Source organism: Stenotrophomonas africana (genome assembly GCF_013004645.1).
In the GTDB taxonomy this organism is placed as follows: Bacteria; Pseudomonadota; Gammaproteobacteria; order Xanthomonadales; family Xanthomonadaceae; genus Stenotrophomonas; species Stenotrophomonas africana.
The window spans coordinates 421,925-435,681 of record NZ_JABEME010000002.1 but is presented as its reverse complement, the minus strand read 5'-3'; the positions used below and the strand labels follow the sequence as shown (position 1 = coordinate 435,681).

Below are 13,757 nucleotides of genomic sequence, written 5' to 3'. Positions count from 1 at the left end.
CCGGGAAAGCCCGCGATGGCGCCCCCACTCGAAGAGGGGGGCGCTTGCGGGGTCAGGCCTTGGCGAACACCAGGTGGCCGCCGTCGTTGCCGACTTCGATGGTGTCGCCGTTGACGAAGGCCCCGGACAGGATCTTCTGCGCCAACGGATTCTCCAGCTGCGCCTGGATCGCGCGCTTCAACGGACGCGCGCCATACACCGGATCGAAGCCGACGTTGCCGAGCAGCTCGAACGCTGCATCGGATACCTCCAGCTTCAGCCCGCGCTCGGCCAGGCGCTTTTCCAGGCCCCGCATCTGGATGCGCGCGATCTGCTTGATCTGCTGCTTGTCCAGCGGGTGGAACACCACGATGTCATCCAGGCGGTTGATGAACTCCGGACGGAAGTGCGCCTGCACCACGCCCATCACCGCCGCCTTCATCTGCGTGTAGGCCTCCGGGCTGTCGTCGGCGCTCATGTCCTGGATCTGGTGCGAGCCCAGGTTCGAGGTCATCACGATGACGGTGTTGCGGAAGTCCACGGTGCGGCCCTGACCATCGGTCAGGCGGCCATCGTCCAGCACCTGCAGCAGGATGTTGAACACATCCGGATGCGCCTTCTCCACTTCGTCCAGCAGGATCAGCGAGTACGGACGGCGACGCACGGCCTCGGTCAGATAGCCGCCTTCCTCGTAGCCAACGTAACCCGGGGGGGCACCGATCAGGCGGGCGACGCTGTGCTTCTCCATGAATTCGCTCATGTCGATGCGGATCATCGCGTCGGCGCTGTCGAACAGGAACTCGGCCAGCGACTTGCACAGCTCGGTCTTGCCGACGCCGGTCGGGCCGAGGAACAGGAACGAGCCGGCCGGACGATTCGGATCGGACAGGCCCGCACGCGAGCGACGCACCGCATCGGAGACGACCTTGATCGCTTCCTCCTGGCCGACCACGCGGTTGTGCAGCACCTCTTCCATCCGCAGCAGCTTGTCGCGCTCACCTTCGAGCATCTTGTTGACCGGAATGCCGGTCCAGCGCGAAACGACCTCGGCGATCTCTTCGTCGGTGACCCGGTCCTGCACCAGCTTGAAGTCCTTGTGTTCGGCCTCCTGCGCAGCGGCCAGCTGCTTTTCCAGCTGCGGCAGCAGGCCGTACTGGATCTCGCTCATCTTGGCGAAATCCTGGCGGCGCTGCGCGGATTCCAGCTCCAGCTTGGCCTGCTCGACCTGCTCCTTGATCTTGGTTGCCCCCTGCAGCGCAGCCTTCTCCGACTTCCAGATTTCATTGAGGTCGGAGAACTCGCGCTCCAGCGCATCGATGTCGTTTTCCAGATCAGCCAAGCGCTGCCGCGAGGCCTCGTCCTTTTCCTTCTTCAGCATCTCGCGCTGGATCTTCAGCTGGATCACGCGGCGTTCCAGGCGGTCCAGTTCCTCCGGCTTGGAGTCGATCTCCATGCGCAGGCGCGAGGCCGCCTCGTCCATCAGGTCGATGGCCTTGTCCGGCAGCTGGCGGTCGGTGATGTAACGGTTGGACAGCGTGGCCGCCGCGACGATGGCCGGGTCGGTGATCTCGACGCCATGGTGCACGGCGTACTTTTCCTTCAGCCCGCGCAGGATCGCGATGGTGTCCTCCACCGACGGCTCACCCACGAACACCTTCTGGAAGCGGCGCTCCAGCGCAGCGTCCTTTTCAATGTACTTGCGGTACTCATCCAGCGTGGTGGCGCCCACGCAGTGCAGTTCGCCACGTGCCAGCGCAGGCTTGAGCATGTTGCCGGCATCCATCGCACCGTCGGCCTTGCCGGCGCCGACCATGGTGTGCAGCTCATCGATGAACAGGATGATCTGCCCTTCGCTCTTGGCCAGGTCGTTGAGTACGCCCTTCAGGCGCTCCTCGAATTCACCGCGGAACTTGGCGCCGGCAATCAGCGCGCCCATGTCCAGCGACAGCACCCGCTTGCCGCGGAGGCCTTCCGGCACTTCGTCATTGATGATGCGCTGGGCCAGGCCCTCCACGATCGCGGTCTTGCCCACGCCGGGTTCGCCGATCAGCACCGGATTGTTCTTGGTCCGGCGCTGCAGCACCTGGATGGTGCGACGGATTTCCTCGTCACGGCCGATCACCGGATCAAGCTTGCCGCTCTCCGCACGCGCGGTCAGGTCGATGGTGTACTTCTCCAGCGCCTGTCGCTGTTCCTCAGCGTTTTCCGACTGCACGTTCTCGCCGCCGCGCAGCTTGTCGATCGCGGCCTGCAACCGGCTCTTGTCGGCACCGGCGGCGCGCAGCGCCATGCCCAGCGTGCCGCCGTCTTCCAGCGCGGCCAGCACGAACCACTCGCTGGCGATGAAGGCATCGCCATTCTGCTGGGCAAGCTTGTCAGTGTGATTGAGCAGGCGGCCGAGGTCGTTGCCCATCGACACATTGCCGGCCTGGCCGGACACCTTGGGCAGCGCATCCAGCGCCTCGGTCAGGCGCTCGCGCAGTACCGGCACGTTCACCCCGGCCTGGGCCAGCAACGGGCGCGTGCTGCCGCCCTGCTGGTCCAGCAGCGCGCTGAACAGGTGAACCGGTTCGATGATGCTGTTGTCGCGGCCCACGGCCAGCGACTGTGCGTCTGCCAGCGCCTGCTGGAAACGCGAGGTAAGCTTGTCCATCCGCATTGCGAAACCTCATCGGTCATCTGGGCCGGCCCGAGCCGGCGATGCTGGAAAGATGCGGTTGCCCCACCCGGTTTCAAGGGTGACTGCGACTGCACCCCGAGGCCAGTCAGCCTGCGGCCAGCATGCCGGAACAGGTGTGGTCGGCGCGTTGATCCCGATCAGCTCCGCACGGTGGACGGGTTCAGCGGGTGATCGCGCTGCGGAGCGCCCGCAGCTGCTGCTTGACCGCCCGGGCCTGCGCCACGTCCATGCGCAGCAGGGCCTTCTGGCCGATGGAGCGCGACTGCAGGGTGGGATCGACGAAGCGGTAGCGGCCGCGCTCATCGCGTTCCACCAGCGGCGCCTGGGCCAGTTCCGGGGTCTCCAGCAGGTGATCGATCACCGCGACCAGGCGGTCGTTGAAATAGCCCTCCGGCCGGCCAAGGTCGACATAGGCCTGCTGGATCAACGGATAGAAGCGCTTGTAGGTGGTCGCCGTCGCCGCCGGGTCGAGCGCGGTGAAGGCCTGCACATAGGGCGCATAGCGCGCCGCGTTGCCGGCGGCGATGCGTTCGCCGCCCTCACCGGGCTCGACCTGCAGGTTGCCCGGCAGCGGGCGCGCGGCCAGCGCGGTCGGCGGCACGCTGGGCTTGTCCAGGTTGTCGACCTGGGTGACCAGGCGCTGGATCAGATGATCGCGCAGTAACAGGGTCAGCGGCCCCTCGCCCTGGAACAGCTGGCTCAAAGCGCCCCAGGCAGCGGCATCGCTGTCAGCCAGCTTCGGCAGCGCCGGATCTGCCGCGGCCTCGGTATCCAGCGGATGCTCGATCGGCGGCGGCGCTGGCGCGGGTTCTGCGGCCGCCTGCGGTTGTGGCGGTGCGCTGGTACTGGCGGGGGTTGATTGAACCGGCACCGAAACACCGTCGGCCAGGCGCTTCAGCTGATCGCGGAACAACCAACCGCCCGCGCCACCGATCACCACCACGCCCAACACCCAGGGCCATACCGCCTTTCCGCTCTGCATGATGCAGCACCTCGTTTCACACGCATGGAGAAGGTGTGACCCCATCGATTCCAACGGGTTCCCCACCTGTTCCGCTGCCGTTCGGGTTCGGGCCTGCACCAGAGCCGCGCTCACGCCTGCTTTGCATGCCCCGCGCGACGCTGTGGGTCCTGTCCTGTGGAGGCACTGCCATGCAGTACGCGCTGTATTACTGGACCGGCATCCAGGGCCGTGGCGAGTTCGTGCGCCTGGCGCTGGAAGACGCCGGTGCCGACTACATCGACATGGCGCGGGTGCACGGCGATGCAGTGATGCAGCCGTTTCTCGATGGCAGGAGTGAAGGTGCGCAGCCCTTCGCACCACCATTCCTGAAGGCCGGTCGCCAGGTCATTGCACAGGTCGCAGCCATCCTGGATTTCCTGGGCCCGACGCTGGACCTGGTGCCGCAGGCGGCCTCACGGCGGGTGCAGGCGCTGCAGTTGCAGCTGACCATCGCTGATCTGGTGGCCGAGGTGCATGACACCCACCATCCGATCGCTGCATCGAAGTACTACGAAGAGCAGAAGACCGAAGCCAAGGCACGCGCTTCGTCACTGCGCAGCGAGCGGCTGCCGAAGTTCCTCGGCTACTTCGAGCAGGTGCTGGTCGCCAATGGCGGCCGTCATGCGCTGCGCGAGCACTCCTACGTGGATCTGTCGCTGTTCCAGCTGCTGAGCGGGCTGGACTATATGTTTCCACGCCGGATGCGCGCACTGGCACCCACCCTGCCCCTGCTGCGTGCGCTGCAGGAGCGGGTGGCGAAGCGGCCGAACATCGCCGCCTATCTGGCCTCGGAACGGCGGTTGCCGTTCAACACCAACGGCATCTTCCGCCATTACCCGGAACTGGACGCCGAACGTTAGCGCCGGCCGCTGGCCGGCAGCGCGCGCTGTGAGCATTCGCCGCCTGCAACACGCCCCTGTAGAGCCGAGCCATGCTCGGCTCGGAGCAGCCGAGCGCAGGCTCGGCTCTACAGAGCACCAGAAGTGGAAGAAGCGGTAGCGCCGGGCCATGCCCGGCGTCACCGGTCAATGATCGGTGCGATCACCCAGCGGTTTCACCGGCTGCTTCTGCAGCGACAACAACCCCAGCAGCAACGCCAGTGCCACGTAGGCACCGGCGAACTGCCAGCTGATGATGCGTGCCAGCCCGTCCAGATCCCACGGCAGGTAGATGCCGCCGCGCGGGTCCACCGAGTGGATCAGGCCGAACAGGGTCAGCACCGCCGCCACCAGCAGGAAACCGCAGGCACGCCGCAGGCGGCCGTCGACCATCGCCGCCACTGCCGAAATCCACAGCATCGAGGTGATGATGAAGCCGTTGCCGAGGGTGAAAATCACCGCCAGTTCCGGCAGGCCATGGCCATCGAGCTTGGTCAGCAACTGCGGCAGCTGGTCCGGTGCGATCCAGCCGGGCGCCTTGATCGCCAGCAGGTACGCGACCGACGGCAGGAAGCCGAACACCATTGCACCGGTGTGGTGTCGTGGCGTGGCCTGGAAGGCCTGGGTGGTGATGTCGATGGCCACGTACACGATGATTGGTGCCAGCACCGCCAGCGGCAGCCATTGCACCAGCCCGGAGATGATGCCCAGCATGCCGCCGATGCCGACGAACAGGCCGGTCAGCAGCGTGTAGCCACTGCGCGCACCCATGTGCTTGTAGGCCGGCTGGCCGATGTACGGCGTGGTCTGTGCAACGCCACCACAGACACCGGCCACCAGCGTGGCTACCGCCTCCACCAGCAGGATGTCGCGGGTGCGGTAGTCATCGCCAGCCGCGCGTGCGCTTTCAGAGACGTTGATGCCGCCGACCACCATCAGCAGGCCGAACGGCAGCAGCAACGGCAGGTAGGTCATCGCCGTAGGCAGGCCCTCGAGGAAGCCCAGCGTCGGCAGCGGCAGCACCACCTGCGGCGGCACCCACTCCGGCACGTGGAAGCCCGGCGCGCCCAACCCGGCCAGGCCGAGGCCGTAATAAAGAACGGTGCCGAACACGAAGGCCAGCAGCACGCCGGGGCCACGCACCGGCAGCTTGCCCTTGGCAATCAGCACGTACAGCAGCAGGCCAAGGGTGGTGAAGCCGACCAGCGGCGAGCGCAGCGTTTCCAGCAGCGGCAGCAGGCCCATCAGCACCAGCGCGATACCCGCGATGGAACCCAGCAGCGCAGCCCGCGGCAGCGCGCGGGTGACCGCTTCGCCGAAGAACGACAGCACGAACTTGAGCACGCCCATGATGACCAGCGCGGCCATGCCCAGCTGCCAGGTGGCGATGCCCGCAGCATGCGGGTCCATGCCCTGCTGCTTGAAGGCGATGAAGGCCGGGCCGAGCACCAGCAGGGCCATGCCGATGCTGGTCGGTGCATCCAGGCCCAGCGGCATGGCAGTGACATCGTCGCGGCCGGTACGCGCAGCCAGCCGGCGCGCCATCAGGGTGTACAGCAGGTTGCCCACCAGCACACCGAAGGCGGTGCCGGGGAACATGCGGCCGAACACTACGTCGGCGGGAAACTGGAAGATCCCCACCAGGGCCATGGCAATGAAGCCGAGGATGGAGAGGTTGTCGACGACCAGGCCGAAGAAGCCGTTGAAGTCGCCGGCGACGAACCAGCGACGCGGTGCGGCGGAAGCGGGAGCGGACATGGAAGGGGCGGTGGGGGTGGGGACCGCCGATGGTAGGCCCAGCGGGGCCGGCGCGCCAATTCCGTCGTGGAATGATGGGTTCCAGCCAACGGCGGGGCCCCTCGTGGCTGGTCGCGGGTAGAGTCGACTGTTAGTCGACTGGCATTGCGAGTTGGGCCGGTCGGGGTGGGCTGCGCGTGCCAGCCACGGAAGAGAATCAAAGATCAAAAGCAAAGGCAGGCTATCTTTGTAGAGCCGAGCCCATGCTCGGCTGCCGTACGCGAAGCCTCTCAGCCGAGCATGGCTCGGCTCTACAGGAGATCATTCCAACCATTCTTTTGTTCATCCACGCATGACGTGGATCTACCGTGTCGACCAAGGTCGATGCCTACCAACAGCCGCGGAAATCTGTCGAAGGCGGGGTGGGTCCGGTTGCGGGGGTGTCCGCGGCATGGATGCCGCGGCCAAGCCCCCAGGGACGGGTTCACGGCGTCCCCCGCAACCGGGCCCACCCCGCCATTCCTTAGGAAACCCGCTTCTGCTGTTGCTGTTGTTGTTGCTGTTGCCGGCCAGCGGCCGGCACTACCGCGGGTGCAGGGCGCAGCCCTGCATCGACCCACCCCTCACTTCTTCAGGAAATTGTCCACCAGCAGATGCTTCACGTCGTCGAATCGGCCGTTCAACACCGCCTTGGCCGCATACAGCGCCGTTCCGGCCACCTGCTTGGCCTCGATCTGCGGTGGCATCACCAGCTCGGCGCGGCTGGTATGCACATCCAGCAGCGCCGGGCCACGCTGTGACAGGAAATCCTGCACCGCTTCCTCCAGATCCTCGCTACGCGTCACCGTGCGGCCGTGGAAGCCGATCACCTCGGCCAAGCGACCGAAGTCCGGGTTCTTCAGGTCGGTGTAGTTGTCCAGCAGGCCTTCCACCTTCTGCTCCAGCTCGACGAAATTCAGCGAGCCGTTGTTGAACACCACCACCTTGATCGGCAGGTTTTCCTGCACCGCGGTCAGCAGGTCACCCAACAGCATCGCCAGGCCACCATCGCCGGACAGCGAAATCACCTGCCGGCCAGGGAACGCCTTCTGCAACCCCAGCGCCTGCGGCATCGCGTTGGCCATGGTCCCGTGCAACAGGCTGGTCAGCGTGCGGCGGCGGCCATTCACCCGGATATGCCGCAGCACCCATACCATCGGAGAGCCACCGTCTGCGGTGAACAGCGCATCGTCGCTGGCGTGCTTCGACAGCAGCGCGGTCAGGTGCTGCGGATGGATCAGTTCGCCTTCGCCCGGTTGTTCTTCCTGTTCGCGTTTCTTCAGCGCCTTGTCGCGACGCTCGATGCACTCGTCCAGGAAACTGCTGTCCTCGCGCGGCGGCAGCAGCGGCAGCAGGGCATCCAGCGTCGGTGCAATATCACCGACCACGCCCAGGTTCACCGGGTGGCGGCGGCCGAGATGACTGCCATCGCGGTCGACCTGGATGATCGTGGCCTTGTCCGGGTAGAACTGGCCCCAGGCGAAATCGGCGCCGAGCAGCAGCAGCGTGTCGCACTCCATCAGCGTGTGGAAGCCGGACTCGATGCCGAAGATGCCGGTCATGCCCATGTTGTACGGGTTGTCCGGCTCGACGAAGTCCTTCGCGCGCGACGTGTGCGCGATCGGTGCCTGCAGGCGCCGGGCCAGTTCGAGCAACTGCGCGTGCGCGCCCTGGCAGCCAGCGCCGGCATAGACGCCGATGCGCTTGCCCTGCCCCAGCAGCTCGGCGATGCGCTGCAGTTCCGCATCGGAAGGGCGCAGCACTGGCTGGGTGTAGTGCACCGAGAACGGCACATCGTGCTTCACTTCGGCCTGGCTGATATCGGCCGGCAGGATCACCACCGCCACGCCGCGGCGGCTGATCGCGGCCTGGCAGGCCAGCGTGACCACGCGACGGGCCTGTTCGGCGCTGTGCACCTGCTCGCAGAACACCGAGCAACTGGCGTACACCGCCTTGAAGTCCACTTCCTGCGGGAATTCCATGCCCAGCTCGCTGGTCACCACCTGGCTGGCGATCAGCACCATCGGCGCGCGGTTACGGTTGCTCTCGAACACGCCGTTGATGAAATGCAGGCTGCCGGGGCCGCAGGAGCCAGCGCAGGCGGTCAGCTCGCCGCTCACCAGCGAATCCGCGCCAGCAGCAAAGGCTGCCACTTCTTCATGCCGCACGTGCACCCAGGCGATCTCGCTGCCATGCATCGCATCGGTCACATGATTGAGCGTATCGCCCACGATGCCGTAGCAACGGCGGACACCGGCCTGCTGCAGGGCGTCCACCACGATTTCGGCCACGCGCTTGCTCATCGGATACATCCTCGAACGGGGGAACGTCCGAGGCTAGACCCGATGAAGTGATGCCTCCGTGGGCAAATTACCCATCGCCTCGATGTGCAAACTGCGGGTAGACGTCTCGTCAATCGTTGACGTTGATCCAGCCCACCACCGCGCCCTGCTTCGGGTTGCGATAGCGCAGCTTCACCCAGCCGTCCTGTTCATCCAGCAGTTCCACGCGATCCCCCTGCACCAGGTAACGCTTGGTGCTGGACGCACCAGGCCGGTCGAACAGGAACAGGCGCGCGGGTAGCACGGTGGCCTGCTGGCCGCGCAACGGCCCATCCGGCGGTGCGCCCAGGCCATCGGCAATGGCACTTTCCAGCACACGGCCGGCGGGATCATAGGTGCGCCAGACGGCCAGCGGACCCAGTTCGTCCGTCTGTTCCCACTGCAGCGCAGTGTTCAACGTATCGCCCAGCATCAGCACGCTCTCGGCGCGGTACAGATAGAGTTTCGCGCCTGCAAACCGGTACTGGTCGGTGTACCACATCGGGCCGCTGCGGCAGCTGCTGGTCAGGGTGCGGCTCGGACGATCGACCGCCAGCCCCATCAGGTCACCGCAACTGTCCTTGCCGTGGGTGTCGGCCTGCAGCGCGCGGAAACCTGCACCGGCCGGATCGAAGCGGTACACCGTCACCGCTTCATTCACCATGCCCACCGAGGCGCGCGCAATCAGTTCCGGGTAGCCATCGAAATCGATGTCCTCCAGACCCCATCGCGAATTGCCGTCGGCATCGGCCGCGCCGGCCAACGTCTGGCGCTTGCCCGACGGTGACAGCTGCACCGCGATGCTGCCGTCCTGCTGGGGATCGGCATGCGCCTGCACATGCGCGGCCACCTGGAAGCGCAGCGTTTCGCCGTCGTCCCCACCCGCCTGCGCCGTCGGTGCCAGCACACCTGCCATCACCAGGCCCAGCAGGCATTCCCTGTAGTTCATCATCGCTCCCTGCGGCACCTCGGCGGCACCTTCAACTCAGAACGATACCTCGACCGGCTGCCGCGACCACAGCACCGATTGATGCTTGGTCTGCTGCTTCCACGCCAGGCGGATGGCTTCGATATCGGCGCGGCGCTGCGGGGTGTCCTCGTGAAGCACCACCAGCACCTTGGTGCGCAGGCGGTTGGGCGAGGCATCACCGCGGAACAGCCACTGGCCGTAGGCATCGAACACGGTCAGGCCATCCGGAAAGCGCGGGGTCACTTCCTTGTCCAGGAAGGTGCGCCACTGCGCCTCGCTGATGGTGTCGGCCTGCGGGCGGTTGCCGGCGCCTTGCTCTTCGCCTACGCCGAAGTACAGCTCGCTGCGCACCCAGCCCTGGCCGGCGGACGGGCGTGCGGCATCGCCCTTCAGTTCGGCGGTGGTGGCTGTGGCATAGGCGCTGGGCGCCTGCGAAGAGAGGCTGGCGCAGCCACTGGTGGCCAGCAGCACGGCGAAGACGAGGCCAAGGTGTTTCATCGGTACAGCTCCGGGGAAGGGGGGACAAGGCGAGCCGGCAGCGTACAGCGCCACTGGCCCGGCGTGCTGATGCCAACCGGGCATCAGCTCATGCCGGACCGGCAGGGACTTGCATCGGCACCGGCCATCACGCGAAGATAATATATCGCTTCATCCGGATGGATGTAAGTGAAACTATCTCCCCCTTCCCCGTCGTCGTTGTTGCTGGAGCCCCCATGTCCGTCCGCCTGACCGCGTCGCCGCTCGGCCTCGCCATCGCCCTCGCGCTTTCCTCCGCCGCCGTCCCGGCCCTGGCCCAGGACGCCACCAACCTGGACACGGTGATCGTCACCGGCACCCGTGCCGCCGACCGCACCGTGCTCGAATCCACCTCGCCGGTAGACGTGCTCACCGCCGAGGACATCCGCAAGGCCGGCGTGGTCAACGGTGAACTGGGCAGCGCGCTGCAGGCGCTGCTGCCGTCATTCAACTTCCCGCGCCAGTCCAACTCCGGCGGCGCCGACCACGTGCGCGCAGCACAGCTGCGTGGCCTGTCGCCGGACCAGGTACTCGTGCTGGTCAATGGCAAGCGCCGCCACCACACCGCCCTGGTCAACACCGACAGCAAGATCGGCAAGGGCACCACCCCGGTTGATTTCAATTCGATCCCGGTCAGCGCGATCAAGCGCATCGAAGTACTGCGTGATGGCGCTGGTGCGCTGTATGGCTCGGATGCGGTGGCCGGTGTGATCAACGTGATCCTCGACAACGGCGGCGACGGTGGCGAGATCGAGGCCAGCTACGGCGCCAACCACACCGACCTCAAGCCGATCGGGCGTACCCTCACCGACGGCCAGACCGGCAACATCAGCGCCAAGGTCGGCACCTCGCTGGGCGAGGACGGCGGCTTCCTGCGCGTCGGCCTGGAATACAAGCACCGCAACGGCACCAACCGTGCCGGCTTCGACCAGATTCCGCCGTGGGACCAGACTCCGGGCAACCTGGCGCTGCAGGGCAAGCGCAACTATGTGCTGGGCGATGGCAAGAGCAAGGACATCAACCTGTGGCTGAACACCGAGATTCCGGTGGGCCGGACCTCGACGTTCTACGCGTTCGGCACCTTCAACCAGCGCGATACCGAAGGCGCAAACTACTTCCGCTACCCCGATGGCGATGCCAACTGGAAGCAGGTCTATCCGAACGGCTACCGGCCGATCTCCGAGGGCGAGAACCGCGACGTGCAGGCCGTGGCCGGCGTGCGCGGGCAGTGGGGCGAATGGAGCTACGACGGCAGCCTGGATTACGGCCAGAACGACTTCACCTATCGCCTGCGTGATTCGCTCAACGCGTCGCTGGGCCCGACCAGCCCGACCCGCTTCAAGACCGCCGACTACGAATACGCGCAGACCGTGGGCAACCTCGACCTGAGCCGCGTGTTCACCCAGAGCGACAGCATCAGCCACACCCTGGGCCTGGGCGTGGAAGCGCGCCATGAGCGCTACCAGACCCGTCCCGGCGACCCGGCCAGCTATGCCGCCGGCCCGTACACCGACCGACCGACTGGCTCGCAGGCCGGTGGCGGCCTGACCCCGCAGGACGCAGCCACGCTGTCGCGCGATGTGGCCAGCGCCTACGCCAGTCTGTCCAGCCAGTTCGGCGAGAAGTTCTCCACCGATCTGGCCGCCCGCTACGAGCACAACGACGATTTCGGTGGCGAACTGACCGGCAAGCTCGGCCTGCGCTACGAATTCACCCCGGCGTTCGCGTTGCGTGGCGCCATCTCCAACAACTTCCGCGCGCCGTCGCTGGCGCAGATCGGCTACGAGTCCACCTCCACCGGCTACAACGCTGGCGGCCAGCTGGTGCAGGGCCGCCTGCTGTCGGTCAACAATCCAATCGCGCGTGGCCTGGGTGCGCAGAATCTGAATCCGGAGAAATCGCTGAACACCTCGCTGGGCTTCACCAGCCGCATCGGCGAGCATTTCGACCTGTCACTGGACTTCTTCCAGATCGACATCGACGATCGCATCGCGCTGTCGGAGAGCATCACTGGCGATGCACTGACCGATTACGTGGCGGCCAACTACGGCGTCAGCGGCCTGCAGAGCGCCAGCTTCTTCGTCAATGCCGCCGACACCCGTACCCGAGGCGCCGAGCTGGTAAGCAACTGGCGCCAGTCGCTGGGCGATGGCCAGCTGCTGTTGACCGGCACCTATGCGTATACCAAGACCACGCTGAAGAACGTGCTGGCCACGCCGGCACAGCTGCGTGCGCTGAATCCGGACTACGTGCTGTTTGGCATCGAAGAGACCAACACGCTCACCGATGCCACACCGCGTACGCGCGGCAGTTTCTCGGCGGCATGGAGCAACGACCACTGGTCGCTGAGCACCCGCGTGAACCGCTACGGCAGCGCCACCCGCGTGTTCAACTTCGGTGACGGCTACATCCCGCGCCAGACCTACCAGGCCGAATGGCAGCTGGATGCCGAAGTGGAGTACCGCATCACGCCGCAGTGGAGCGTGGCCATCGGCGGCCAGAACCTGACCGACAACTATCCGGATCGATCCAACAGCGATATCCACTACTTCGGCAACCTGCCGTACGACGTGCTGTCGCCGATCGGCAGCAACGGCGCCTACTACTACGGCCGCGTCCGCTATACGTTCTGATCGCTCTTGTTGGGTGCGGACCGTTGGTCCGCACGACACGGTGGTGCCGGCCGCTGGCCGGCAACTTCATGATCCGGGTGCAGATCTGCTCTGGGTGGGTGCGGACCGTTGGTCCGCACTACCTGAGCTCGATGCAGGCTGACCTGCCATGCCGACCAACGGTCGGCACCCCACCGAAGCAGGGTCGTAGCCTGCCCTCGACCCCACGTACACGCGCACGCTGGCAAGCTGCGCGTCATGGCTGAACCGCTCCCCCTGCGCCCGCCACCGCCATTGCTGGACGACGCGTGCGCGTTGTTCCTCGATGTCGATGGCACCCTGATCGAATTCGCTGCACGCCCGGACGCCGTGCAGCTGCTGCCGGATGTGCGTGAAGCCATCGGCCGCATCAGCGACCGCCTGGAAGGTGCCGTGGCACTGGTCAGTGGTCGCCCGCTTGAACAGCTGGATCAACTGTTCGCGCCTTTGAAGCTGCCCGCCGCCGGCCTGCATGGCCACGAACTGCGTGGCGAGGACGGTCGTGTGCTGCGCGACGAACACGACGACGATACCGCCGAGTGGCTGCACGCGCTGCACCAACAGGCGATGCGCTTTGCCCACGGGTATCCCGGCGTGCTGGTGGAAGACAAGGGCGTCGGCCTGGCCCTGCACTGGCGCGGCGCGCCGCACGCCGCCAGCGATGTCCGCGCCTTCGCCGACCGCCACGTGCGCGGCCGTGCCAGCTACCGCCTGCAACCTGGCGACCATGTGGTCGAGTTCGTGCCCGTCGGCACCGACAAGGGCCGTGCCGTGCGCCGGATGATGCAGTACCTGCCCTTCCGTGGCCGCCTGCCGGTGTTCCTCGGTGACGACCTCACCGACGAATTCGGCTTCGACGCCGCCAACGGCCAGCATGGCTGGAGCGTGCTGGTGGGCGAACGTGAACCCAGCAAGGCGGTGTTCGCGCTGCCCGACATACGCAGCGTGCACGCCTGGCTGCGTGAGAATGCCTATTGACCCGG

9 protein-coding genes are annotated in these 13,757 nt (G+C 66.3%); 3 read left to right on the top strand and 6 right to left on the bottom strand.

The window, feature by feature from the left end; genetic code table 11:
- Window positions 1-52: 52 nt before the first annotated feature.
- Window positions 53-2,638, bottom strand: a complete 2,586-nt coding sequence (gene clpB, locus HLA98_RS06140) for an ATP-dependent chaperone ClpB (RefSeq protein ID WP_057501267.1) — start codon at window positions 2,636-2,638, stop codon at window positions 53-55.
- A 181-nt stretch (window positions 2,639-2,819) separates the two neighbouring features.
- Window positions 2,820-3,641 (bottom strand): DUF3014 domain-containing protein, encoded by an 822-nt coding sequence (locus HLA98_RS06135; RefSeq protein WP_057501266.1) that lies wholly within the window; start codon window positions 3,639-3,641, stop codon window positions 2,820-2,822.
- Window positions 3,642-3,811: 170 nt separating this feature from the next.
- Between HLA98_RS06135 and HLA98_RS06130 the strand changes: the two genes are divergently transcribed.
- Window positions 3,812-4,522, top strand: a complete 711-nt coding sequence (locus HLA98_RS06130; protein ID WP_057501265.1) for a glutathione S-transferase — start codon at window positions 3,812-3,814, stop codon at window positions 4,520-4,522.
- Window positions 4,523-4,687: 165 nt separating this feature from the next.
- Here the strand turns inward: HLA98_RS06130 and HLA98_RS06125 are convergent, their stop codons facing one another.
- The 4 genes from HLA98_RS06125 to HLA98_RS06110 form a co-directional block, all read right to left on the bottom strand.
- Window positions 4,688-6,298, bottom strand: coding sequence for a SulP family inorganic anion transporter (locus tag HLA98_RS06125; RefSeq protein ID WP_129550648.1), 1,611 nt, complete (start codon window positions 6,296-6,298; stop codon window positions 4,688-4,690).
- Window positions 6,299-6,900: 602 nt separating this feature from the next.
- Window positions 6,901-8,619, bottom strand: a complete 1,719-nt coding sequence (locus tag HLA98_RS06120) for a thiamine pyrophosphate-dependent enzyme (protein ID WP_057499812.1) — start codon at window positions 8,617-8,619, stop codon at window positions 6,901-6,903.
- A gap of 109 nt (window positions 8,620-8,728) precedes the next feature.
- On the bottom strand, window positions 8,729-9,586 hold the full coding sequence (locus HLA98_RS06115) for an SH3 domain-containing protein (protein ID WP_057499816.1): 858 nt from the start codon (window positions 9,584-9,586) through the stop codon (window positions 8,729-8,731).
- 36 nt (window positions 9,587-9,622) lie between these two features.
- A complete protein-coding gene (locus tag HLA98_RS06110; protein WP_057499813.1) occupies window positions 9,623-10,105 on the bottom strand; it encodes a DUF3574 domain-containing protein in 483 nt (160 codons plus the stop codon).
- A 215-nt stretch (window positions 10,106-10,320) separates the two neighbouring features.
- On the opposite strand from HLA98_RS06110, the gene HLA98_RS06105 reads away from it, so the two are divergent.
- A complete protein-coding gene (locus HLA98_RS06105; RefSeq protein ID WP_057499814.1) occupies window positions 10,321-12,756 on the top strand; it encodes a TonB-dependent receptor plug domain-containing protein in 2,436 nt (811 codons plus the stop codon).
- A gap of 237 nt (window positions 12,757-12,993) precedes the next feature.
- Window positions 12,994-13,752 (top strand): trehalose-phosphatase, encoded by a 759-nt coding sequence (otsB, locus tag HLA98_RS06100; protein WP_049447463.1) that lies wholly within the window; start codon window positions 12,994-12,996, stop codon window positions 13,750-13,752.
- Window positions 13,753-13,757 lie beyond the last annotated feature (5 nt).

Bases quoted from the DNA above. Each gene is read 5' to 3' on its own strand.
- clpB (WP_057501267.1), bottom strand. From the start codon at position 2,638: ATGCGGATGGACAAGCTTACCTCGCGTTTCCAGCAGGCGCTGGCAGAC.
- HLA98_RS06135 (WP_057501266.1), bottom strand. From the start codon at position 3,641: ATGCAGAGCGGAAAGGCGGTATGGCCCTGGGTGTTGGGCGTGGTGGTG.
- HLA98_RS06130 (WP_057501265.1), top strand. From the start codon at position 3,812: ATGCAGTACGCGCTGTATTACTGGACCGGCATCCAGGGCCGTGGCGAG.
- HLA98_RS06125 (WP_129550648.1), bottom strand. From the start codon at position 6,298: ATGTCCGCTCCCGCTTCCGCCGCACCGCGTCGCTGGTTCGTCGCCGGC.
- HLA98_RS06120 (WP_057499812.1), bottom strand. From the start codon at position 8,619: ATGAGCAAGCGCGTGGCCGAAATCGTGGTGGACGCCCTGCAGCAGGCC.
- HLA98_RS06115 (WP_057499816.1), bottom strand. From the start codon at position 9,586: ATGAACTACAGGGAATGCCTGCTGGGCCTGGTGATGGCAGGTGTGCTG.
- HLA98_RS06110 (WP_057499813.1), bottom strand. From the start codon at position 10,105: ATGAAACACCTTGGCCTCGTCTTCGCCGTGCTGCTGGCCACCAGTGGC.
- HLA98_RS06105 (WP_057499814.1), top strand. From the start codon at position 10,321: ATGTCCGTCCGCCTGACCGCGTCGCCGCTCGGCCTCGCCATCGCCCTC.
- otsB (WP_049447463.1), top strand. From the start codon at position 12,994: ATGGCTGAACCGCTCCCCCTGCGCCCGCCACCGCCATTGCTGGACGAC.